The organism is Myxococcus xanthus (assembly GCF_006402735.1).
In the GTDB taxonomy this organism is placed as follows: Bacteria; Myxococcota; Myxococcia; order Myxococcales; family Myxococcaceae; genus Myxococcus; species Myxococcus xanthus_A.
In genome coordinates this window covers 6,025,979-6,047,396 of record NZ_CP017174.1, presented here as the reverse complement: position 1 = coordinate 6,047,396, position 21,418 = coordinate 6,025,979, and the positions used below count along the sequence as shown (strand labels likewise).

Below are 21,418 nucleotides of genomic sequence, written 5' to 3'. Positions count from 1 at the left end.
CAGAAGCATGAGACTCGCGCGGCTGGGTTCTTCGGAACTAGCGAGAACCCAACCGCCAATCCGAGGGTTTGCACCACACTCAGGGATTGGAGCAGGCCTGGTCAACCACAGAGTCCGTCACAACGTTCTCCCCCCCACCATCCGCACCCGCTTTGCTGCCTGCATGAATATGCCCTGCACCTGAAGCTCCCGCACCACTGATCCACTCGACTGCACTCGCATAACGGTGCCAGTGAAGCCTCGGCGGCAGGTGTCTCTGGCGGCCCCAGCGTGGCCACGATGAGACGGGCCTCCTCCGGACTGAAGGCAGCCTTGACTGCGGCCTGCACTCGTCGGACCTCGGGGGTAACGCCCTCGGTGTAGAACTGAGGACTGATCGTTGCCAGCACCATCTCAAGTACCGCGACCTGCTTTGCGCTCATCTGCGGGTGGCTTGCCATGTATTGGCGGGTGTGTTCCTTCCAGAGCGCGGCTTTCTGCTCGGCGGGCAGCGCCACCAGAATGGCCCTGCGGTATGCCATCGGGTGACGACTCACTTCCTCCAGCGTGGTCGGAAGAATGCCTTCATTTTCCTCGATCCACGCCTGGATCTGCGCCTGAGTCTCTGTGCAGTCATCCCCCGCTGCCGCGGTGGTAGGGAATCCCACAATGAAAGCCCCAATAATCATGGGACTCAGAAGCATTGCAATCTTAATTTTCAAGAGCATCCTCCAGTGCTAGTGCGGCCTATTCCGCACGATTCGACGTATATCATTTGGATTGACTGCCAGTTCTTCGTGGGTGCGGATCGGTGTCTTGGATGATTTGAATTGGCTTTTTCTAGACGGTTGGAGGGTGGGCTTATGGACAAAGGGTCCATGTTTATTGAAGTGTGAGAGGTTGTGATCGGGATTTGCGGCCAGAGGCATGTCTCTAATCGCTTTGTTTTGGGTTGTTATGGAGTGTTGGTGTCGAGGAGGTCTCGGGTGGGGATGTTGTGTTTGAATAATTCCTGTCTTGCTGGAGCGCCGGATGGCTCGCCTGTCGACGCAGCTAGCAATAGCCAGCGGACAGGAGAAATGGATTGCATCCCGAAGACGCTAAATGCTTGCTGCTGCATTGCCTGTTGCCTCATCCATTGGGCGAATGTTGCGTGAGCCATTTCCAGAAATCACACGCATTTACCGGGAGCACCCTTTCGCCCCGGTGGCACTGTGACCGCAGAAGAGACCCAGTCCGTTCAGCTCGTAGTCGGCTCCCTGCTTGGAACGGCGGGCGTCGGCGTCCTCACCTGGGCCGCGAAGTCCCTGGTCGGGGAGATTCGCGCCCTCGTTGAGAAGGTGGCGCGGCAGGACGAGCGCATCAATGCCGTAGCCGTGGAACTGGGCGCGCTGCGTCGATGGCGCGACGAGTTCGTCCGAGGGCTTCCGGCTCAGGTTCAGCAGGTTGTCGAACTGGAACTGCTTCGCATGTCCCAGTCGGGCGGGCGGGGCTCGTGATGACCCATGCGAACTTCGAGCGGGTCACCCTTGACCGCGTCTATCCGCCGTTCGTCGTGGTCTCCCTTGAGGTCATCGCGCGTTGTGTGGCCAGGGGCGTTCGCTACGTCGCGACGCATGGCTTCCGGGACCTGACGGAACAGGCTGAGCTGCGTCGGCTGTACTTGGCGGGGAAGGGCGGCAAGGCATCGCCCGCAGGCTTGTCCGCCCACAACTACGGACTCGCCTTCGACTTCGTCTGCGACTGGAGCCCGCGACCTGGCGTTCAGCCGGATTGGCGCGAGGCGGCTTACCGCGTGCTGGGTGAGGAATCCGCGAAGGCGGGCCTCGTCTGGGGCGGTAGGTTTGGCGACTCCCCCCATCTGCAGTGGCCGGGCTACGTGAGCGCGCTTCAGCTCACGCCGCTTCGGACCCTGGTCCAACAAAGCTCCCTCGCCGACGTGTGGGCTCGCCTCGATGCCGAGCGCCTGTCGCCGAAGTGGCGTGCAGCAAACCCGAAGCTCGCGGCCGAACTGGAGCGGCTGGGCTTCTAACCCGGAGGCAACATGGTTGACGCTGGTGTAGTCGGGCCGAACCCCGAGCAGTTCGAGGAGTTCGCGCGCCTTCTTCTTGATGCCGTGACGAGCCGGAACTACGCGCTGCTCGCCGCCCTGGTGGTGGTGGTGCTCGTCTACCTGCTGCGGAAGTTCGGTGGCGGGTTCATCCCGTTCTTTAATACCGACAGGGGCGGCGCGGTCCTCGTGCTTGGCGTCTCCCTCGCTGGAGCGGTAGCGAACGCGCTCGCTGCTGGGGCGCCATTCTCCCTGGCGCTGATGCTGACGGCGCTGCAAGTTGCCCTGACGGCTGCTGGTGGCTTCACCATCATCAAGCGGATTCTGTTCGGGGGCGCCGCCATTGCCCGCGCTGAGCTGGCGGGGGCGCTTGCCGCTGGGCAGGTTGCGGAGAAGGCTGCGGCGATTGCTGTGCTGGAGCAACTCGACTCCCGGGGCGGCAAGTGAAGCTCGGCGCGCTCGTGCTGGCCGTGCTGCTCGCGCATCCCGCGTCGGGCTCGGACGTCATCAGCGTCGAGCGCGCTCAGCTTTTCCCGGATGGAGGTTCGGCCGCCGTCGAGGTTGAGGGCGGCTGCTGGCTGTCGGAGAGCCGCTGCATTCGAACCGCAGCGGAGATTGAGCGGCTGCGCGCCGAGAACGAATCGTTGCGCCAGCAGGCCGGGGACGTGTCCTTTACGGTCGCCGTCGTGGCCCTGCTTGGCGGGCTTGGGGCCGGGTTCGCCGTTGCGAGGCTCGCGAACCGATAGTGGGCGGCTGCGGAATCGGCGCGGTTGGTCTGGGACCTCGCGACGCCGTGAACTATGTACTCACCGCAGCCGCCCGGCCGCCTTCATACAGAAGCGACAGTGAATGGTAAAGTAGGTCCGCCGAAGTGCCCGACACCCACTGAGGGGCGGCCTAGCGGTCGCCCGTTGCGGTCTTGGCCGGTCTCCATTGGCCCATTGTTTGTCGGGCTCCCATGTTAGGCGGTTCTGTCGCGCGTTAGGGGCGACGGTGTAATAGACCTCTGCGGTCTACCGGGTGTGATGAGCGACGCGCTAACAGTCTCTAACAAATGTCAGGACAGCTGCGACGCAGGCGCATGATGCCGCAGCCGAGGACGATGAAGCCGAAGTGGACATCGTCCCTGCATTCGTCGCGGGCGCGAAGCCGGCGGAGTTGATTTGACCAAGTGCGGCCCTTCACCCATCGGTGTCAGGGCAAAGGGCCGCTCAGCGGCGATCTCGAAGAGTCCGACGGTGATGCCGCCGCGCATCAGCCGGAACAAGTTGCCTGGGTGGACGCCGAGCGCGGCCGCTAGTGAGTCACTGTCTCAAGCAGGTCTGCGCTCCGCAGACGGGCCACGGAGCCGATGATCTGGGTGATTTAATGACCATTGATTGCCGCGAAGAGCTACTGCGTGGGAGTCAGATTCTCGCTGGACATGGTTTTCATGTCAGGAGTCTAGCCCCTGCGCGCAGCCAGCGCGTTACCCACCCTGTGTGAAAGTGAACTTGATGATTGCCAAGGGCTCGGTTTTAGGTACCGTGTTCTTGGCGAAGACGGGTTCGCCGTTCCCGCGCGCGGCTCTGAATAGGGTGATCTGTTTCTTTGGTGGAATGCTGAAATTTGTGATTTCGCCGGACCAGGTGATTGAGCCCGTCACGGTATAGCTCGACTGGTTTTCTGCGAAGAGTGTCGTTGATACTCCGTTCTTTGTCCCGAAGCCGTATTGATCGCCGTTGGCAAGGGATTTCTGAATAGTCATGTGTGATTTCCTTTCGGTGATGATGCGCGCTTGTAAAGCGTCGCATCGTGCGCTCCACGACAGTTCATGCTGCGAAGCTAGGTGGATGTCACGCCTGCTCTATGAACTAGAACCTATCTCGGAGACACCCATTGCGTGAGGTCGTGTCCCTACAATGGAGTACGAATCCCTGCTAATGTGTGTCGCTCGTGCTGTCTGTTTGGTCGACGGACCAGGTCCGCAGTGGCTAATTATCCATCTCATCCTTTTGAATGGCGCGAGCCACGTCAGCGGCGTGGTAGTTTGTGGATGAGCAAGAGCAGTGCCAGATGCCCCCGTGCCGTAAACTGCCAGAAAGTGGCCCTCCGAAAAATGGTGAGCCCGGTGGCCGCGAAATCTTGACACGTCAGAGAATCGGCGCTGCGGAGTTGACACGTCAGTCCGGAGCTAAGCGGGAGGGGCTTGCTCCATTTTCCCGCATCATCTGCGCTTGCATCCTCCCATGCTTGTTCGAGCGTCATGGAGTCGGATTAGTCTCCTGGGACGATGTAGGTTGTCAGACTTGGCTGGTATATGGCCCCTTGCTTGCCGATGTGCTGCGGCTGACCCGGGGGCTACATGAGAGCTTTAGGAATTGCTGCACTGTTGCTGCTTGCGAGCGGGTGCGCGTCGACTCGTGTCGTGCATCTGAACACTGGGCGCGGAGAGCCAATCGCCTTCACGCCAGTTGAATCCGACCCTGTCGAGATAGGAAAAGACGAGTTCAAGCGTGCTGTCGCGCAGCTCGTGCTCGACATGAGGCTCGACGTCGCCTTCGGGGAGGTTGAGGAGGACGGTCGCCGCTCGTTGCTCGCATCGTCCGAGGGCTTCGTTGACGGCGCGCAAGGCAGGTCGGCCCCCTCGGCATACGAGCGCATCTGCCAGCGGCAGGACGAGCCCCATAGCTGCCTAAGTATGCTGGCCGGTGGGTTTTCGCTGGGGCCGTCGGAACGGCGAATGCTGGCGCTCTACTTCGCGCTCGACACAGTGTGGGAGGGCGTCGAGGACGCGATTCGCGACATGGTGAACCCCGCCGCGCTTCGGGCGATGGTGACAAGCATGATTGGGGTGGCGCTCGTGATGCTGGTCGCGCCTGAGCCCATTACGAAAGTCATCGCGATTGCACTGACGGCCTCGCTGATTGCCTATCTTGGGACGGGGCCGGTGTGGAATCTCGGGCAGGGGTTCCTACGCCTGCTCGATGAGTCTCGGGACGCGGTTGGGTTCGCGGACTTGGAGAGGGCAGGGCATCGCTTCGGGAAGGTGCTGGGGGACAATGGAGCCCGCGTTCTGGTGATCGTGGCGCTGTCGGCCCTGGGCGGGAAGCGCGCGATGGCGTCGCAGGGACCGAAGATGCCGGGCTTCGCGCAGGCGGCTTCCCGGGCGCAGCTTGAAGGGGGCTTCCAGCTATCGGCCGCACTGGCCGGGGAGGTTCAGGCGATCTCGATTTCGTCGGCTGGGGTGCTGAACGTGACGCTCGCACCGACAGCGGTCGCCGCGGTCGCGATGGGCGCAGGCGAAGGCGTTGGGGCTGCCCCTGCCGTGGGAGTCGGAGGGCGGATTCAGGGCGACCCCGACGGCAACGTTCATCACATCTGCACGGATAAGAACTCCGTCTCGGACGCAAATGGTGGGCCGTGGACGCCAGAGTTCGAGAAGCTCTTTAACAGGGCGGGAATGAAGTTGAGCGATCCTTCTAACCTGGTTCGAATCCGGGGGCATAAGGGGCCTCACCCCGCCGAGTATCACGGAGTGGTCCTGCGTCGGATTAGCTCCGTTATGAGGTCGTGCAGATGTGTTGAACAGTGCCGGGCTGCACTGACGGGCGAGCTTGCCAAGATTGCGCAGGAACTCGTAAGTAAGGGGTCGGAGATGCGGGCGCTGATTACAAAAGGCTCCAAGGAATAGGCCGTGGAACGACGCTTCTTTGACTTAGGGGTTGATGTGTATGTGAAGGGTCGTTGGTACCTCTCAGACCCGGCCGACTCAGCGGGAAATGAGGTCGACGACATTTGGAGGTTCACCGAAGGACGGCCTATCGAGCTTCGCGAGAGGTTGCGGATTCCGATCTTCAGGCCCGGGGAGCCGCTCGATATCGAGTTCGCGGGAGCGGGTGGAACTCCGATTGTCAGTGAGCGAGTCGCGTCGGTGTTCCGTGAACTGGCCCCCGATGACGTTCAGCTATTCCCCGTCGACGTTGACGGTGAGTCCAACGCCTATTTTCTGCTCAATGCGACGCGAACGATTCGTTGCATTGATGATGCTGCATGCCGGGAGGTCCAGTTCTTTACTGCCGACGAAGAGCTGCATGCACACAGGGCAGGTGAGTACCGCTCCGTTATTGGATTGAGGATCGACAAGTCAAAGGTGGGGGATGCGCGTGTGTTCCGGACCTGGGGATGGCACTTGCCGATCATTGTCGACGAGGAAATCAAGGATGCCCTCGAAGCGAACGGCATCTTCGGCGGCAAGTTCGAGGAGGTCTGAACCGCCCCACCGCAGGCCCTGACCTCGCCCCGGCGCAACGGTGCGCGGCGCCGGGGCGAGCTGCTTTGCGCGAGGGGCGTTCCGTTGAGCGCAAGGGGCACCCGCCTCTGCCGGTAGCGGGGTGCGGTAGATGGCCCCCCTGCGCGCGGCTTCCTGGTGGTAGCTTCTGGCACTGGGAGGTCATGCGCCTTTGATCCAACCGGTCAGATTGGCCCTTGCGCTCGTTCTCGCGTGGGGGGCTGCGACGCCAGCCATGGCGGCACAAGCGGAACGCGCGAAGCGGGACCGCGCGGTGTCCGTTGCAAACGGCCCTGCCGATTCACTTCCTGTCGTCCGGGTGGAGCACGGCACGCCGACGCTCTTCCTGTTCCCGGCTCCTATCAACCGGAAGACCCTTACCTTCGACGAGTCGCGGATTCGCGTTCTAGACGCCGGGGAGCGGTCGGTCATCGTTCAGCCGGTGGCCGACCTTGCCGAAGGCGAGCGCTACGAAGTTGGGGTCTTCTTCGCGGATGGTCGGGCGCCCGCGCGAGCTGCCTTCCTGCTGGTGACAGACCCTGCCGAAGTGGACATTCAAATCAACGTTCAGCGTCCTGAGTTAGCAGGTGCGGCATGCCCCGTTGACCAACCGCGAGCACCCAGACCCGAAGACTTCGTGCTGCTGGGACTTGTCGATAAGGAAGGCGTCTCGGCTACGCCAATCAAGGATTATAAAGACGCAGGGCGAGGCTTTCTCGTGCAGTCGGCGATAGCCTATCGGGGGAAGGGCTGGGTGCTGGTTGATGCAATGGTGGTCAATCATGTCGGACAGGCACCCTGGGAGCCGAGAGATGCAATGTTGACTGGACGAGTTGGTTTGCCTCTTCGTGCCCGAATTGTGTCAGTCGATACCGGGGCGATTCAGCCGGGGGAGAATCGACAGATACTGGTAGTGGCTGAATCAGCGCAGTTGAGTGCAAGCCCAGTTTACTCTTTAGAGTTGGTCGGAGATGGTCGAACGCTCAAAATTCCCAATGTGCGCTTTCCGAAGGCAGCCTTTGGGGCGACCCCATGAACGTGATTTCGATATTCCCGCGTGCTGGAATGTCCGTTGATGGTTGGCGTGTCATCAGGGAGCTTGGGAACGGTGGTTTCGCTGTCGTTTTCCTCGTTGAGAAACACGGCCGCAGAAGTGCGCTCAAGTTGGCGCGTCACCGGGATTCAAGCGGGGACGACAAGCAAACTCATGCAAGGACGCTCCGGGAGCTTTCGGCGCTTCTGCTCCTGGAACATCCGAACATTGTCAAGCACCGTGGGTATGGGTACTCCGAGCATGGGAACGTCTATCTCGCGCTTGAGTACATCGATGGCTGGACGCTAGCGGAGTGGGCGGAGCGGAAACACCCCACGGTGCAGGAGGTCTTGCAGGTCTTTGATAAGCTCTGCTCCGCACTGTCATACATGCACAGTCGCGGTGTCCTGCATCGGGATTTAAAGCTGTCCAACGTTCTAATTCGAAAGAGCGATGGAGAGCCAATCATCATCGACTTTAGCTGTGCGAACTACTCATTGGCCGAAGAGCTTACGGATGCTGGCTTGCCCCCGGGCACGGACCGTTTTCGCGCGCCTGAGCAATTCAAATGGCTCCGGGAGCACAAGGCCGAGCACCGCGCGAAGTACGCCTTTCGTGTCGCGGACGAGATCTTCGCGGTCGGAGCGATGCTCTATGAACTGCTGACAGACCCCCGCCCGACCGAGATTCAAGCGCGCTTTTCGCTCAACAGTACGGTCATATTGCCCCCACCCGCGCGTGCGTTGAACGGACGCGTGCCGGAAGCGTTAAACGACCTCGTGGCGAGCATCCTGTCGCGGGAGCCTGCAAAGCGCCCCGTCGATACCGAGGCGCTACGTCGCGAACTGGGCGAACTCCTGGCCTATTCGAGCGCGGAGTACCTGTCCCCAGTGCATCCACCATCCGAACAGCGGCAGGGGGGACCATCGGAACAGCAGATGCCCGCAGTTGCGAACTCAAGCCTTCCTAGGGCGCCTACGCATGCCGTCCGGGGATGGCATGGACTCCTGGGGGGCCTCGCGGCCCTCATCGCGCTTGTCGTGGCCGGGGGCTTCTGGCTCAGCCGGGGGGAACCGCCGCAGCCACGAGATCCGCAGGTTGCTAGTGCTCCACCACCTCCCAGTTCCCCACATTCCGCGCCGCTCGTATCGGCCGCCCCTGCTATGTCACCTCCTAGCCCCCCGCCTGTGCTGCTGACGGGCCCTGAGATTGCCGCTCCGAAGGAAGGTTCAACCGTGAAGACGACTCCGTCACCCAAGGCCCCGACCCAAGGACGCCCGCCGGGCGGGAGGACGAAAGCCGCCGTTGTTGCCGACTGCGCGACGATGACGCTCGTCGCGGCGCTCGCGGCGGGGTGCCCCGGGGCTCAGATTCGGCCTGAGTCGTTCACCTGCCCGGCCGGTGCGGAAGAGGCGATGCGGGAGGATCTGCGCTGGGAGATCAACCAGTCGTTCCGCGTTACCCTCGATAGTCGCCGGGGCCCGTTCGACCAAGTTTGGTTCACCGCAGGGGAGGATGTGGTGGGGGTCGTTCCCAAAGGCGTGGATTCGCGTCAAAGAGCTGTAGCCCCACCCGGAACACGCTTCTACGGGAAGGCGTATTTCCTCTCTGACCGCATGGGGCGCTCGGAGGGGCCTGCGCTAGTCATCCGCTACGACCGTGTGAAGCTGCCGGGACAGGACGAACGCCCCGTCTGCTTCGTGGTCGAGAAGCCTGCCGATGGCTACGAAGATGGCCGAGTGAATGCGGTCAACACTGGAGGCGGCTACGTCGTGGACCGCTGGCCATGAGAGCCCCGAAAGGACGTAATAGGTAGGAGGCCGAAATTGGGCCGACCAAGCCGTTTTGTCCTCATGACCTGTGAAGGCGTTCCCTCGGCTGGATGCGGCAGGTAGCTTCCTTTGCCGCGTTGGTCGCGAGTCTCCGCACGAGGGGAAACGGCATGTCGAAAGCAATCGAGTTCAAGATCCCGCCAGGGGCGATCCTCTTCTCGGCGGATGGCGTCGGCTATGAGTTCCGCGAGGACTTGGGGCCGACGCACCATGGGATGTCTCTCTTCGTGGCTCGGCTGCGAACCGCGTCGGGGGAGCCTCGTGGAAAGGTGCTGCTCAAGGCGGTTCCTGCGCCATCGGAGAAGGAAGGGGGGCGGGTTCGGCGGGCGCGAGCAAAGCTGGATGAGCAGGTTCGTCTTGCCGCCTCTCTTTCTCATCCTGCGATCCTCAAGGTCCATGGGCTCCATAAGGTTGAGGGCTACTGGTACGTCAGCGCCGAGCATCCATCCGGGAATTCGCTGAACGAACTGCTGACGCTCGTGGTCGAGTGCCGTCGATGGTTCTCGCCCCTCTTCGTGATGTTCGTAGGCTCGCAGGTGGCGGCAGCTCTTGAGCACGCGCACACGGCGAAGGATGCCAGCGGACGCCCGTTGAACATCGTTCACCGAGCCATCGACGTCGCGCACATCTTCATGGACTGGGACGGGACGGTTCGGCTCGGCGACTTCGGTCTCGCGCTGTCCAACTTGCTGGGACGCGTGGCTTCCTCTGTTCGCAGCCCGCGAGGGGATTACTTCTATTCGTCGCCTGAGATGCTGCTTGGCGGGCCCGTCGACGCGCGCTCGGACCTCTTCATGTTGGGGGTGGTGCTGCTCGAAATGGCGACGGGGAAGAATCTGCTCTTCTGCCCGGATGCCATCACGCCCGAGGTCATGGGTTCATTGTCCGTGAAGCGGCGTCGGCGAGTCGTTCAGGCAATCAAGCGGGCCACGCTGGCCGGGGCGTCATCCATGGTCGAGGACGCGATTTGGCGTGCCGCGACGCTGGCGGATGCTGACGTGGACGCGATGACGGAGGGGCTTCCCCAGGGGCTTCGCGTAACGCTGAACCGGCTTCTTCGGGTCTCCCCCCGCGAGCGCTACCAGTCTGCCGGTGAGCTGGCCGCAGACCTGGCTGCCTGGATTGGGGGCACCTTCACGAAGACTGATGCCGCTGCGGAACTCAGGGCACGTGCAGCTCAGGCAGAAGAGGCGCTGGATGCGATGGGGCTCACGCCGCCTCGAGGTCGCGGCAAGCGCAAGTCGGATGATGTGACGACGGCGTGACCGACTGGGGGCGGCATTTGGGCCATTTCCATGTTGCACGTATGTCGCATGAGGCTGCGGAATCGGCCGGTACAGGGTGGGACAGCAGGGCACGAGACGGGAAGTCGAAGCTGAGTCATTCCGGGTGGTTGCGAAGTAAGGGCGCGATTCTGCTGGGAGTTTCGCAACGCCCGGCGCGAGTTCGATCCCCGGCTCGTGCATGGACTCCGGGCGGCTGCCGGAGGAGGCTCAGGGGGCGCACACCCGGTTTCCGGCAAGGTCCTCATGAACGCCAGCTCCCGCCGCCGATTTCTCCTTCAGTCAGGCCTGCTCATGGCTGCCTCGGCCGTCGGGTGTCGGCGCTCGGATGCCCCCGCGGTCATCCTGAAGTCGCAGCGCAACGTGGTGCAGACGCTCGAAGGCATCCCCGCGACGGATGGGGCCGGGGTTCGCTTGATGCGGGTCATCGGGCAGCCCGCGCTGAGGAACCTCGACCCGTTCCTCATGCTCGACCGGTTCCACTCCGATGACCCCGGGGCCTACATCAACGGCTTCCCGAATCATCCCCACCGGGGTTTCGAGACGGTCACCGTCATGCTCGACGGGCGGATGCGCCACCGGGACAGCCGTGGCAACAGTGGGCTCATCGCTGGAGGTGGCTCGCAGTGGATGACGGCGGGCCGTGGCCTCATCCACTCGGAGATGCCGGAGCAGGTGCAAGGGTTGATGTCCGGCTTCCAGCTCTGGCTCAACCTCCCCGCGAAGGAGAAGATGTGCCCGCCGGCCTACCAGGACCACACGCCCGAGCAGCTCGCGGAGGAGCGTCTGTCGCCCTCGGGGAGCCGCGCGCGTGTCATCGCGGGCCACATGAACGGACTCCAGGGCCCCGTGCGTGAGCGCCCCACGCAGCCGCTCTTGTTGACCCTGGCGCTTGAGGACGACCGTCCTTTCGAGCTCGACACACCGTCGGACCACACCGCCTTCGCCTTCGTGTCCGAGGGCGAGGTGGACGTGGGACCCGAAGACACGTCGAAGCCGGTGCGCGAGGGCTCGCTCGCATTGCTCGGCCCGGGGAGCCGGCTTCGCGTGCGTGCGAGGAATCGCCGGAGCGAGTTGCTCATCGCCGCCGCACGCCCCCTCCGTGAGCCCATTGTCCAGTACGGCCCGTTCGTCATGAACACCCGCGAGGAGATCCACCAGGCCTTCAAGGACTATCGCGCGGGTGTGCTCGACCAGGGGTGAGGGCCGTCAATCCACGGCTGGCCGGCCACAGAAGTCCAGCACCTCCGCGAAGGGCCATCCCTCCAGCGCGCCGAACAACTTGTGGCCGCCGAGCTTCGCCCGCGTGAGGGCGGGGCTGCTCAGTCCACAGAGGAACCTCGCGGCCTGCCTCGGGTGCCCGAGCGCCTCGGGATGCTTCGCGGCCAGGGCTCGGAAGCCCCCCACGTCGAGGCCCGCGGGCAGTGCTGGCTTCCGGCGCACCGCGGGAAGCACCTGGGCCTCCCCGGTCCGGCAGAATGTGCAGTGTCCACATGGCTGTTCCCGCCGCTCGCCGAAGTGGGCGACCAACGCATTGTTCTGGCACCCCGCGTGGGTGACGAGTTTCAGCACGTCCCGGACACGCGTGACCTCCTGGGCTTCGCGCTGCTGGAAGCGCTGATGGAGGAGCTCAGTGAGCGCCGCGGCGTCCTCCTGGGGCCGCAGCCGCGTGAATCGCTGACGTGGTTCGGAGACCTGGAGCAACACGAGCCCTTGTTCCTCGAGATATTCGATGGCCCGGACCACTCGCTCGCGGGGCTGTCGTAGCGAACTCGCCACCTCAGCCGGGTCGAGCGAGTACCAGGTGCGCCCTTTCTTCGCCCGAGCAAACACGTCGCGCAGGAACTGCGCCCGTTCTGCCTGGAAGCGCCCCACGAGCGCGTCGAGCGACACGAGCGGCTGCACCTTGTAGCCCACGTAGTACGGCGTGCCCTGCCTCAACACGCCTTCGAGCTCCAGGTACGTCAGCGCCGTGCGCAGCACGAGCGGCCGCACATCATGCCGGCTGGACAGGGCGAACATGTCGACGCTCAGCTCGGGTCCCAGGCCGAGCAACTCCGTCACCAGGCTTTGAATCGCTTCCCGCGTGGGCGTGTCTCCGAGCGCGAAATTCTCCAGGCTGGAGACGTCGTCCGGGCACGCGAAGAGCTCCACCACCGACGGCGCTCCATCGCGCCCGGCCCGGCCGATTTCCTGGCTGTAGCTCTCCAGGCCCTTGGGCAAGTTGTAGTGATACACGGCTCGCACATCCGCCTTGTCGATGCCCATCCCGAACGCGATGGTGGCCACGACGATGCCGTTCGAGGAGGCCATCCATTCCTCCTGCACCCGCTCACGGACCTCGGGTTCCAGGCCCGCGTGGTAGGTGCTGGCGGGGAGACCTTCGGCGGAGAGGAACGCGGCCACACGTTCGGCGGTCTTCTGCTGCGTGACGTAGACGATGGTGGGGCCGAGCGCTCGGGAACTGAGCCGTTCCTGGAGGAGTGCGTCGCGGCCCTCGGAGTGCACCGGGGTGGTCTCCAGCGAGAGGTTCTTCCGGTAGAAGCCCGTGACGACCGCGTTCTCCTCGGGGATGCCGAAGCCCTGGCAGATGTCCCGCACGACAGAGGGTGTCGCCGTGGCGGTGAGCGCGAGGATGCGCTCGGCCGACAGCTCCCGCGCGGCCTTCGCCAGCTTCAGATAGTCCGGCCGGAAGTTGTGGCCCCATTCCGAGACACAGTGCGCCTCATCCACCGCGAACAGGGAAATGCGCAGCTCTCGGAGCAGGGCGGTGAAGCGCTCGTTGTTGAAGCGCTCGGGCGCCACGTACAACAGCTTGAGTGAACCATCGCGCAGCGCCTGCGTGACTTCGCGTGAGTCGTCCACCGACAGCGAGGCGTCCAGTCGTGCGGCACGAATGCCCTGCCGGGCCAGGGCGTCAATCTGGTCCTTCATCAGCGCAATCAGGGGTGATACCACCACCGTGATGCCCTCCAGCAGCAGCGCCGGAAGCTGATAGCAGAGCGACTTGCCGCCACCCGTGGGGAACACCGCGAGCGCCGCGGCGTTCGAACCGAGCAGGGCCTCGAGGACCTCTCTCTGGCCGGGGCGGAAGTCCGTCAGTCCGAACCGCTCGCGCAGCACAGTGTCGAGTGAACTGCGCCGTGCGCCATCTGCCCTGTGCATGAAGCTCCTCCTGAACGTGAACTCCGGCAACCCATGCCCCCGTGGGCCCTGTTCAGCGACTCGCACCAGCTCACCGGGGGAAGAGCGTGGCCACGAAGTCCAAGAAGGCGCGAACCCGCGAGGGAAGATGCTTGCCGCGCGGATACAAAGCATGGATGGGGCGGGGAGCACCCGCCTGTTCTTCCAGAACGGGCACGAGCGCTCCGGATTCCAGCTCGCGGGCCACCATGAAGTCGAAGAGCTGCGCGATGCCCAGGCCCAGCACGGCCGCGTCGCGCAAGGTGGCACCGTGGTTAGTGTGGAACGCGCCTCGGGGAACGGCGCTCACCGGGGTGCTCCCGTCGTGCAGCAGCCAGGATGCAGGCGCACTCTCTCGGAGAAAGCCCAGGCAGTTGTGCCGGCTCAGGTCCGCCACTGTCTCTGGTCGGCCGTGGCGCCTCAGGTACGCGGGGGCGGCGCAGGCGAGCAGCCGTGTGGTTCCCAGCTTTCGGGCCACCAGTCGCGAGTCCTCCAGGGTTCCAAGTCGCAGGAGCACGTCGGCGCCTTCGGTGATGGGGTCCACGACCTCGTCCCGGAGTGTCAGGCGCAGCTCGACGCCAGGGTGCACCGTGAGGAAGCGAGGCAGCGCCGGCATGAGCACCAGCTGGCCGATGACTTGTGGCGCGTCCACTCGGAGCACGCCCACGGGCCTGTGCCGGGAGCGGGAGAGCGACTCCTTCGCGTCCTCCAGTTCTCCGAGGATTCGCTGGCAGCGGGCGTAGAACGCTCGGCCGTCCTCGGTGAGCTGCATGGCGCGGGTCGTCCGCTGGAAGAGCACGACGCCCAGTTCCTCCTCCAGGCGGGCAATGCGCCGGCTCACGGCCGAAGCGGTGAGCTGGAGCTTCCGTGCCGCACGGGTGAAGTCACCGTGCTCGGCGGCGCGAACGAAGGCTTCGATGTTCGAGAGCGAGGGCATTGATGCGCGGTCCGCACAGATGATGTTCACGGACCTCGGTCGCATTCCACGGGAACTGGCGGCAGAACCCTTCCGGACGCGTGACGGAGAGGTTCGAAGATGGACGCTGTGGGACGCACCGGGGACATCCTCGTGGTGGGCGGCTATGGGCAGGTGGGGCAGGAGGTCGTTCGCATCCTGGCTCCCGTGTTCCCGGGCCGCGTGGTGGTGGCTGGCCGCAGCAGCGCCAAGGCGGAGTCGCTCGCGCGGCGCACAGGGGAGGGGACACGGGCTCGGGCGCTCGACGTCACCGCGTCCGATGCCGTGGCGCACCTGCACGGTGTCGCGCTCGTGGTGATGTGCCTGGACCAACAGGCATCGTCGTTCGTCGAGTACTGCCTGCGTTCAGGCATCGACTACGTGGACGTGACTGCGTCGGAGGCGTCCTTGTCCGCCTTCGAGCGACTGGCACCCGTCGCGGCCCAGGCGGGGAGCACCGCTGTGCTCAGCGTGGGTGTGGCTCCGGGGCTCACGCAGGTTCTGGCCGCGAGGACGGCGTCTCAGCTCGACACCGTGGAGCAACTGGACCTCTTCGTGTTGCTGGGGGGTGGCGACACCCACGGCGCTGCGGCCATCGAATGGACGCTGGAGAACCTCTCCGCGCCATTTGACGTCTACCTCCAAGGACAACTCCACCGTGTCCACGGATTCCGCGAGGCCACCTGGGTCCACTTCCCTGGAGAAGCGAGGCCCCGCCGTGCGTGGCGGTTCAACTTCCCGGACCAGCGAACCGTTGCACGCACGTTGTCCGTCCCCACCGTGTCGACATGGCTGTGCTTCGACCCGCCTGGGTTGAGCAGTCTGGCCGCGCTCGCCGTCCGGCTGGGGATGGGCCAGCTGTTGCGATGGCCGCCGCTTCGACGCGCCGCGACCTGGCTGGCCCTGCGGCTCCACGCGGGCTCGGATGTGTGTTCGGTTCTGGCGAAGGCGAGGGGACACTCCGCGGGCATGCCCGCGACGCGGGTCGCGACATTGCAAGGCCGGCGTGAGGCAATGCTGACGGGGCGGGTCGCGGCGGAGGTGGCTCGCGAGTTGCTCGCCGGTCACGGTCCTGGCCGCGGCGTTCTTCACCTGGAGCAGTTCGTGGAATGGGAGCCCTTCCTGCGACGAATCGCCGCCGCCGTTCCGGACGCGCGGTATGTGGCTCACGACGAGTCGCGCCGCTGAATTGGCCACCATCACTCATGCGGTATCGCCGGCTCGGGGATAGGCTGCGGCGCCATGACCTACCAACGCAACCCCGTGAAGGCGCCCCGTGTGTCGGGCCTGGCGCTCAAGGCTTTCGTGAACGCGCTCGAGAGCGGCGTCGGGTCGGTGATGCTGGACAAGCTGACGCGGGACAGCGGCATCGAGCGATGGCGTGAGCTCCCGGCGGGCGATGCGCCGCCGCTCCAGTTCCCGTTACCCCAAGGCACCGCCGCCACGGAGCCGCAGACGCCCACGGAGCAGGCCGCGCGCGCCATCGCCGCGTCCGCCAGTCCACCGGAGCGTGAGAGCGTAGCGGCCTATGTCCGCGCCTACCGCGAGGGCGCCACGGACCCGGTGGCCGTGGTGAATCGGATTCATGAGTCCATTGCCCGGATGGACAGTGGGAAGCAGCGCCTGGGCTTGTTCATCGCCCGCAAGCCGGACGAGGTGCACCGGGCCGCGGAGGCGTCCTCCGAGCGGCTTCGCGCGGGCCGTCCGCTGAGCGTGCTCGACGGCGTTCCCGTCGTGCTGAAGGACGAGGTCGACCTGGCCGGGTTCCCCACCACGCTGGGCACGCGGTTCCGCACGCAGGTGGCCGCCGCGGACTCGACGGTGGCGGCCCGGCTCAAGGCCGCGGGCGCCATCATCCTCGGCAAGGCCAACATGAATGAGATTGGCATCAACCCCATCGGGTTGAATCCCCACCACGGCGCCGCCCGCAACCCCTGGGACACGGGCCGCATCACCGGTGGCAGCTCCAGCGCCTCCGCAGCCGCCGTGGCCGCGGGCCTGTGCCCCTTGAGCATCGGTGCCGACGGCGGCGGTTCCATCCGCATCCCCGCGGCCCTGTGCGGCATCGTGGGGCTCAAGGCGACGTGGGGCCGCATCCCGGAGACGGGCGTACCTCCGCTGTGCTGGAACGTGGGCCACGTGGGGCCCATGGGGCTCACCGTGGACGATGTCGCCGCCGCGTACGCGGTGCTCGCGGGGCCGGATGGGCATGACCTCGTCTCACAGGGGCAGTCGCCGCATCACCTGTCTGGCTACGAGGATGAAGGCCTGAGCGGCGTGCGGCTGGGCATCTGCTGGGACTACTTCGAGGACGCCGATGCGGACGTCGTCGCCCGCTGCAAGGAAGCCGTGGCCGCGCTGTCGGCCGCGGGCGCGCGCGTGGTGGAGATTCCGCCTCCCGACCTCAACACCGTGCTGTGGACGCACAGCTGCATCATCCTGAGCGAGATGTCGGAGGTGATGCTCCCTCACGTGAAGGCGCATCCGTCGGAGTTCGGGCTCGACACGCGCACCAACCTGGCCATTGGCCGGCACTTCCGGGCCACGGACCTGGTGCATGCCCTGCGGCACCGGCATCGCCTGACGCGTGAGCTGCTGGCGCAGATGGCGGGCGTGGACGTCCTCGTCACGCCGACGACGGCCACCACGGCGCCCCTCATTCCGGAGGCCGCGCTTCCGGATGGCGAGTCGAACCTGCCTGTCGTCGATGCCCTCATGCGCTTCGTGCGCCAGGCCAACTTGACGGGCTTCCCCTCGCTGTCGGTGCCAGCCGGCTTTGACGAAGAGGGGCTCCCGGTGGGTGTCCAGCTCACAGGCCGCCCCTACGAGGAGCACCTGCTGCTGCGTCTGGGCCGCGTGGTGGAGCAGGCCTCCGAGTACCGCGTGCCGCCTGTTCATCTGCGCGCACTTCGATGAGCTGCTGCGGATTGAAGGGCTGAAAAACAAGTAAAACGTGCAAGTGTGGCTCCGCGTGCTCGCGGGGCCACCCACGGGCCACGCACTCGACAAAGCCCGCGTCACTCCGGGCGCCGCTCCCTGGCGTCCTCGCGCGGGCGGGAGGAATGGCTTCGTGCAACTACGTGACTCCGCCGGTTCCCCGTTTCGTCGCTTCACCGCTCCGGCCGCGCTGATGCTGGCGGCGGCCCTCGCGACTGCCTGTGGTCCCTCGGAGCCGCCCGCCCCGGCGGGGGCCGAGGCGTACGGCACCCGCGCCGATGCGCTGACCGAGCTCGTCTCCAATGGCACCTTCAACGGTGGCACCGTATCGCCCTGGTGGAGTGGCCCCAACACGCAGTCACGCGTGGAGAACGCCCGCCTGCGCGTGGACGTGGGGGGCGGGACGGCCAACCCCTGGGACGCGCTGATTGGCCAGGATGACATTCCGCTCGTGAATGGCCGGGCGTACACGCTGTCCTTCACGGCCTCTGCTTCGGTGACGACGACGGTCCGTGTGACGGTGCAACTGGAGAGCGCGCCGTACACCGCGCCGCTGGACCGGCAGATGACGTTGGATGGGACGTCACGGCGCTTCACGTTCCCCTTCACGTCGACGCTGGCCACGCAGGCGGGACAGGTCACCTTCCAGATGGGAGGCCGCGCGACGGGGTTTAGCGCGTTCATCGATGACATCTCGCTCACCACGGAGGACGGCGGCGGTGGCGGCGGGCCGCTTGCGATGACGAGCGGCTTCTACATCGACCCGAACTCCAACCCCGCCAACTGGGTCCGGGCCAACAGCGGGGACTCGCGCGCGGCGCGCATCCAGTCCTCCATCGCGAACAACCTGGCCGCGCGCTGGTTCGCCGCGTGGAGCGGAGACATCACCACGGCGGTGTCCAGCTTCGTCGCGGCAGCGGACGCGGCGGACAAGCTGCCGGTGCTGGTGGCCTACAACATCCCTGGCCGGGACTGCGGGAGCCACTCGGGCGGAGGCGCGGGGTCGCCGGAGGCGTACCGGACGTGGATTTCGTCCTTCGCCGCCGCCATCGGCAACCGTCCCGCCGTCGTCATCATCGAGCCGGACGCTGTCGCCCAGCTCGACTGCCTGGCGAACGATGCCGAGCGGCAGACGCGCATTAGCCTGATTCGCTACGCCACGGAGCAGTTCAGGGATCGCGCGCCGAACACGTGGGCCTACCTGGACGCGGGCAACGCCCTGTGGATCAACGCGGACACCATGGCTCAGCGGCTCGAGAACATGGGCATGCGCAACGTGCGGGGCTTCGCGCTCAACGTGTCGAACTTCTACACCACCGCGCAGTCGGCCTCGTACGCGGGCTCCGTCAACAGCGCGCTCAACAGCCGATACGGCTACACCAAGCCCTTCGTGGTGGACACCAGCCGCAACGGGAATGGCTCCAACGGAGAGTGGTGCAACCCCGCCGGCCGGAGGATTGGCACGCCGAACCAGGTGGGCGTGGGCGGCGCGGAGATGGTCCTGTGGATCAAGGTCCCCGGGGACTCCGACGGCCAGTGCGGCGTCGCGCCCAACACGCCCGCCGGCACGTTCATGCCGGACGTGGCCCTGCGGATGATTGACGGCCTCTGAGCGACGCACGGGGCGCCGCACGGACGTCAGTGCGGCGCCGCCACCTCGGTGGTGGACACCGTCGTGGTGCGCGACACCTTGGGGAAGAACAGCCCCGCGGTGAAGGCCGCCACGGTGAAGGCGCAAATCAGCCAGAAGTTGATGCTCAGCCCGGTGCCCAGCGCGCCGCTCAGCGTCGCCAGCAGGTCCGCAGGCAGGTCCTGACCATGGTCGGGGCTCATCAGGGCATTGGCGGCCGAAATCGGCACCGTCGGGTCCTTGAGGAGCTGCGACACCATGACGCCGCCCATCAGCCCCACGCCGATGGCGCCGCCAATGGTGCGGAAGAACATGTTGCTGGCGGTGGCCACGCCGCGCAGCTCCCAGCCCACGCTGGTCTGCACGGCGATGAGCAGCGCGGTGGACGCGAAGCCCATGCCGATGCCGAACAGGCCCATGGCCACCTCCGGCACCAGCTTGGGGGCCTGAGGCCCCAGGAGCAACGCCATCAGCGACGTGCCCACCACCGTCAAGCCCAGCCCGCCCACGATGAGCGGGCGGAAGCCCGTCTTGAGCAGCAGCTTCCCGGCCACGAGGGCCGCCAGCGGCCAGCCGACAATCATCGGCGTAATCATCCCGCCGGCCTCGGTGGGCGTGCCACCCAGGACGCCCTGGACGAAGAGCGGAACGTAGGTGGTTGCCCCGAACATCGCCGCGGAGAAGAGCGCTCCCGCGATGGAGGAGATGACGATGGCCGGCACCTTGAAGATGGACATGGGGATGATGGGCTCGGCCGCCCTGCGCTCCACGGCGACGAAGGCCGCGAGCAGCACCGCCGCCACGGGCAGACCCCACAGATTCATGCCCACACCCTGCACGCCGACGAGCAGCGCCACCACCCAGCCGGTGAGCAGCGCGGCGCCCGCGTAGTCCAGCTTCTGGGGCTTCTGCTCCACGCGCTCATGGAAGTAGCTCATCAGCAGGACGAGGCAGCCCACGCCCACCGGGACGTTGATGAAGAAGACCCAGTGCCACGTGAGGTACTTCACGATGAAGCCACCGGTGATGGGCCCAATCAGGCCGGCGATGCCCCACACCGCGCTGAACGCGCCCTGGACCTTCGCGCGCTCCTCCAGCGTGTAGAGGTCCCCGATGATGGTGAGCGCCACCGGCTGCATTGCGCCCGCGCCCAGGCCCTGGAGCGTCCGGAAGCCGATCAACATGGCCATGGACGTGGACAGGCCACTGGCGATGGAGCCCACGAGGAACAGCACGATGCCGAACAGGAGCACGGGCTTGCGGCCGTAGAGGTCCGCCAGCTTCCCGTAGATGGGCACGGTGATGGTGGAGGACAGCATGTACGCGGTGAAGACCCACGCGTAGTGCTGGATGCCGCCCAGCTCGCCCACCACCGTGGGCATGGCCGTGGAAACGACAGTGGCTTCCAGGGCGGCCATGAAGAGGCTCAAGGCCAGAGCCAAGGTGGTGAGGGGACGATGAGTGGTTCGCATGAAGGCGCCGGCGCGGGAGAGGCCCTCCTTAACGGCTGCGGGCGGGTGTCGCCAGCACCAAGCGGCCTTGCGCCCCAGGTGGCCACTCCGCGTGCGGGCGCACACGGACTCTGAACGAACGAAGGGCCAACCCCCACGTGTGTGGGAGCTGGCCCGGGGGGCTTCACCTGTCGATTCGGAATTACAGGCCGCGCATCAGCTGGGCCTGGGCGAAGGCCGCCATCTGCTGGGCGTTGAAGCGGCCCTCCGCGATGTCGCCCACTGCCTTGGCGCCCGTGCGGACCGTGTCCACCATGTCCGCCAGCTTGCCCACGGTGCCGGCCTTGCCGAACATGGAGGCCACGCCACCCAGCGGGCCGCCGGCGACCATGGACAGACCGTTGTCGATGAACTTGTCGACGAACGGCTTGGCGAGCTGGCCGATGCCGAAGGGCATCTTGTCCAGCAGTCCGCCAATCATGCCCTTGAGAGGGCCGGTGATGGCGCTCATCGCCTTGTCGACGAGGCCGGACACCTGGCTCAGCGCGCTGCCAATCTTGCCGGCGATGCCGCCGATGCTGTTCGCCAGGCCGCCTACCGCCTTGCCGATGCCGCCCAGCGCCTTGCCGATACCGCCCAGCGCGCCCGCGAGACCGCCCGCCGCCTTGCTCGCCGCGTTGGCCGCACCCGCAGCGGCGCTCCGGCCAGCATTGCTCGCGCCATTCGAGCCACGGCTACCGTTCGAACCACCTGCGCCGCCAACGGACATGGGGGGAAACCTTTATGAAAGGGGGTGAATGTAAGGATTGTCGGGG

General features: G+C 65.6%; 19 protein-coding genes. 13 read left to right on the top strand and 6 right to left on the bottom strand.

Features of this window, described 5'->3' with window-relative positions:
* Positions 1 to 101: 101 nt before the first annotated feature.
* On the bottom strand, positions 102 to 707 hold the full coding sequence (locus BHS09_RS24550) for a bacteriocin fulvocin C-related protein (RefSeq protein WP_140799264.1): 606 nt from the start codon (positions 705 to 707) through the stop codon (positions 102 to 104).
* A 486-nt stretch (positions 708 to 1,193) separates the two neighbouring features.
* Here BHS09_RS24550 and BHS09_RS24545 point away from each other — a divergent pair, with 486 nt between their 5' ends.
* Genes BHS09_RS24545 through BHS09_RS24530 form a run of 4 tightly spaced genes read left to right on the top strand, consistent with a single transcriptional unit; the run spans position 1,194 to position 2,775 of the window.
* Positions 1,194 to 1,478 carry a hypothetical protein gene (locus BHS09_RS24545; RefSeq protein WP_140799261.1) on the top strand — a complete coding sequence of 95 codons (285 nt, stop codon included), beginning with the start codon at positions 1,194 to 1,196 and terminating at the stop codon, positions 1,476 to 1,478.
* Positions 1,478 to 2,011 carry a M15 family metallopeptidase gene (locus BHS09_RS24540; protein ID WP_140800753.1) on the top strand — a complete coding sequence of 178 codons (534 nt, stop codon included), beginning with the start codon at positions 1,478 to 1,480 and terminating at the stop codon, positions 2,009 to 2,011. Before BHS09_RS24545 ends, BHS09_RS24540 begins: the two co-directional genes overlap by 1 nt.
* A 12-nt stretch (positions 2,012 to 2,023) precedes the next feature.
* A complete protein-coding gene (locus tag BHS09_RS24535; protein ID WP_140799260.1) occupies positions 2,024 to 2,476 on the top strand; it encodes a hypothetical protein in 453 nt (150 codons plus the stop codon).
* Positions 2,473 to 2,775, top strand: a complete 303-nt coding sequence (locus tag BHS09_RS24530; protein WP_140799258.1) for a hypothetical protein — start codon at positions 2,473 to 2,475, stop codon at positions 2,773 to 2,775. The genes BHS09_RS24535 and BHS09_RS24530 overlap by 4 nt, the downstream gene beginning before the upstream one ends.
* Positions 2,776 to 3,497: 722 nt before the next feature.
* On the opposite strand, the gene BHS09_RS24520 is transcribed toward BHS09_RS24530, so the two are convergent.
* Positions 3,498 to 3,776: a hypothetical protein gene (locus BHS09_RS24520; protein ID WP_140799257.1), complete on the bottom strand. Its 279-nt coding sequence runs from the start codon at positions 3,774 to 3,776 to the stop codon at positions 3,498 to 3,500.
* Positions 3,777 to 4,373: 597 nt separating this feature from the next.
* On the opposite strand from BHS09_RS24520, the gene BHS09_RS24515 reads away from it, so the two are divergent.
* The 6 genes from BHS09_RS24515 (at position 4,374) to BHS09_RS24490 (ending at position 11,650) form a co-directional block, all read left to right on the top strand.
* Positions 4,374 to 5,702 carry an AHH domain-containing protein gene (locus tag BHS09_RS24515; protein ID WP_140799255.1) on the top strand — a complete coding sequence of 443 codons (1,329 nt, stop codon included), beginning with the start codon at positions 4,374 to 4,376 and terminating at the stop codon, positions 5,700 to 5,702.
* 3 nt (positions 5,703 to 5,705) lie between these two features.
* Positions 5,706 to 6,281 carry an imm11 family protein gene (locus tag BHS09_RS24510; RefSeq protein WP_140799253.1) on the top strand — a complete coding sequence of 192 codons (576 nt, stop codon included), beginning with the start codon at positions 5,706 to 5,708 and terminating at the stop codon, positions 6,279 to 6,281.
* Positions 6,282 to 6,471: 190 nt separating this feature from the next.
* The gene (locus BHS09_RS24505) at positions 6,472 to 7,335 is read left to right on the top strand and encodes a DUF2381 family protein (RefSeq protein ID WP_140799251.1); all 864 of its coding nucleotides are present in this window, start codon (positions 6,472 to 6,474) and stop codon (positions 7,333 to 7,335) included.
* Entirely contained in the window at positions 7,332 to 9,122 is a 1,791-nt protein-coding gene (locus BHS09_RS24500) for a serine/threonine protein kinase (protein WP_140799249.1), read from the top strand. Before BHS09_RS24505 ends, BHS09_RS24500 begins: the two co-directional genes overlap by 4 nt.
* A gap of 92 nt (positions 9,123 to 9,214) precedes the next feature.
* Positions 9,215 to 10,429, top strand: a complete 1,215-nt coding sequence (locus tag BHS09_RS24495) for a serine/threonine protein kinase (RefSeq protein ID WP_140799247.1) — start codon at positions 9,215 to 9,217, stop codon at positions 10,427 to 10,429.
* A gap of 264 nt (positions 10,430 to 10,693) precedes the next feature.
* Complete coding sequence (locus BHS09_RS24490) at positions 10,694 to 11,650, top strand: pirin family protein (RefSeq protein WP_140799245.1); 957 nt, start codon at positions 10,694 to 10,696, stop codon at positions 11,648 to 11,650.
* A 6-nt stretch (positions 11,651 to 11,656) separates the two neighbouring features.
* On the opposite strand, the gene BHS09_RS24485 is transcribed toward BHS09_RS24490, so the two are convergent.
* A complete protein-coding gene (locus tag BHS09_RS24485; RefSeq protein ID WP_237079800.1) occupies positions 11,657 to 13,612 on the bottom strand; it encodes a RecQ family ATP-dependent DNA helicase in 1,956 nt (651 codons plus the stop codon).
* Between the two features lie 70 nt (positions 13,613 to 13,682).
* Positions 13,683 to 14,597: a LysR family transcriptional regulator gene (locus tag BHS09_RS24480; protein WP_237079799.1), complete on the bottom strand. Its 915-nt coding sequence runs from the start codon at positions 14,595 to 14,597 to the stop codon at positions 13,683 to 13,685.
* Positions 14,598 to 14,666: 69 nt separating this feature from the next.
* Between BHS09_RS24480 and BHS09_RS24475 the strand changes: the two genes are divergently transcribed.
* From BHS09_RS24475 to BHS09_RS24465, 3 genes are all read left to right on the top strand, one after another.
* Positions 14,667 to 15,773, top strand: a complete 1,107-nt coding sequence (locus tag BHS09_RS24475; RefSeq protein WP_140799241.1) for a saccharopine dehydrogenase family protein — start codon at positions 14,667 to 14,669, stop codon at positions 15,771 to 15,773.
* 54 nt (positions 15,774 to 15,827) lie between these two features.
* On the top strand, positions 15,828 to 17,501 hold the full coding sequence (locus BHS09_RS24470; RefSeq protein ID WP_140799239.1) for an amidase: 1,674 nt from the start codon (positions 15,828 to 15,830) through the stop codon (positions 17,499 to 17,501).
* Positions 17,502 to 17,655: 154 nt separating this feature from the next.
* On the top strand, positions 17,656 to 19,134 hold the full coding sequence (locus BHS09_RS24465) for a glycoside hydrolase family 6 protein (RefSeq protein ID WP_140799237.1): 1,479 nt from the start codon (positions 17,656 to 17,658) through the stop codon (positions 19,132 to 19,134).
* A 26-nt stretch (positions 19,135 to 19,160) separates the two neighbouring features.
* Here BHS09_RS24465 and BHS09_RS24460 read toward each other — a convergent pair whose 3' ends face one another.
* The gene (locus BHS09_RS24460; protein ID WP_140793714.1) at positions 19,161 to 20,624 is read right to left on the bottom strand and encodes an MDR family MFS transporter; all 1,464 of its coding nucleotides are present in this window, start codon (positions 20,622 to 20,624) and stop codon (positions 19,161 to 19,163) included.
* 181 nt (positions 20,625 to 20,805) lie between these two features.
* Positions 20,806 to 21,372, bottom strand: a complete 567-nt coding sequence (locus BHS09_RS24455; RefSeq protein ID WP_140793712.1) for a hypothetical protein — start codon at positions 21,370 to 21,372, stop codon at positions 20,806 to 20,808.
* Positions 21,373 to 21,418: the final 46 nt, after the last annotated feature.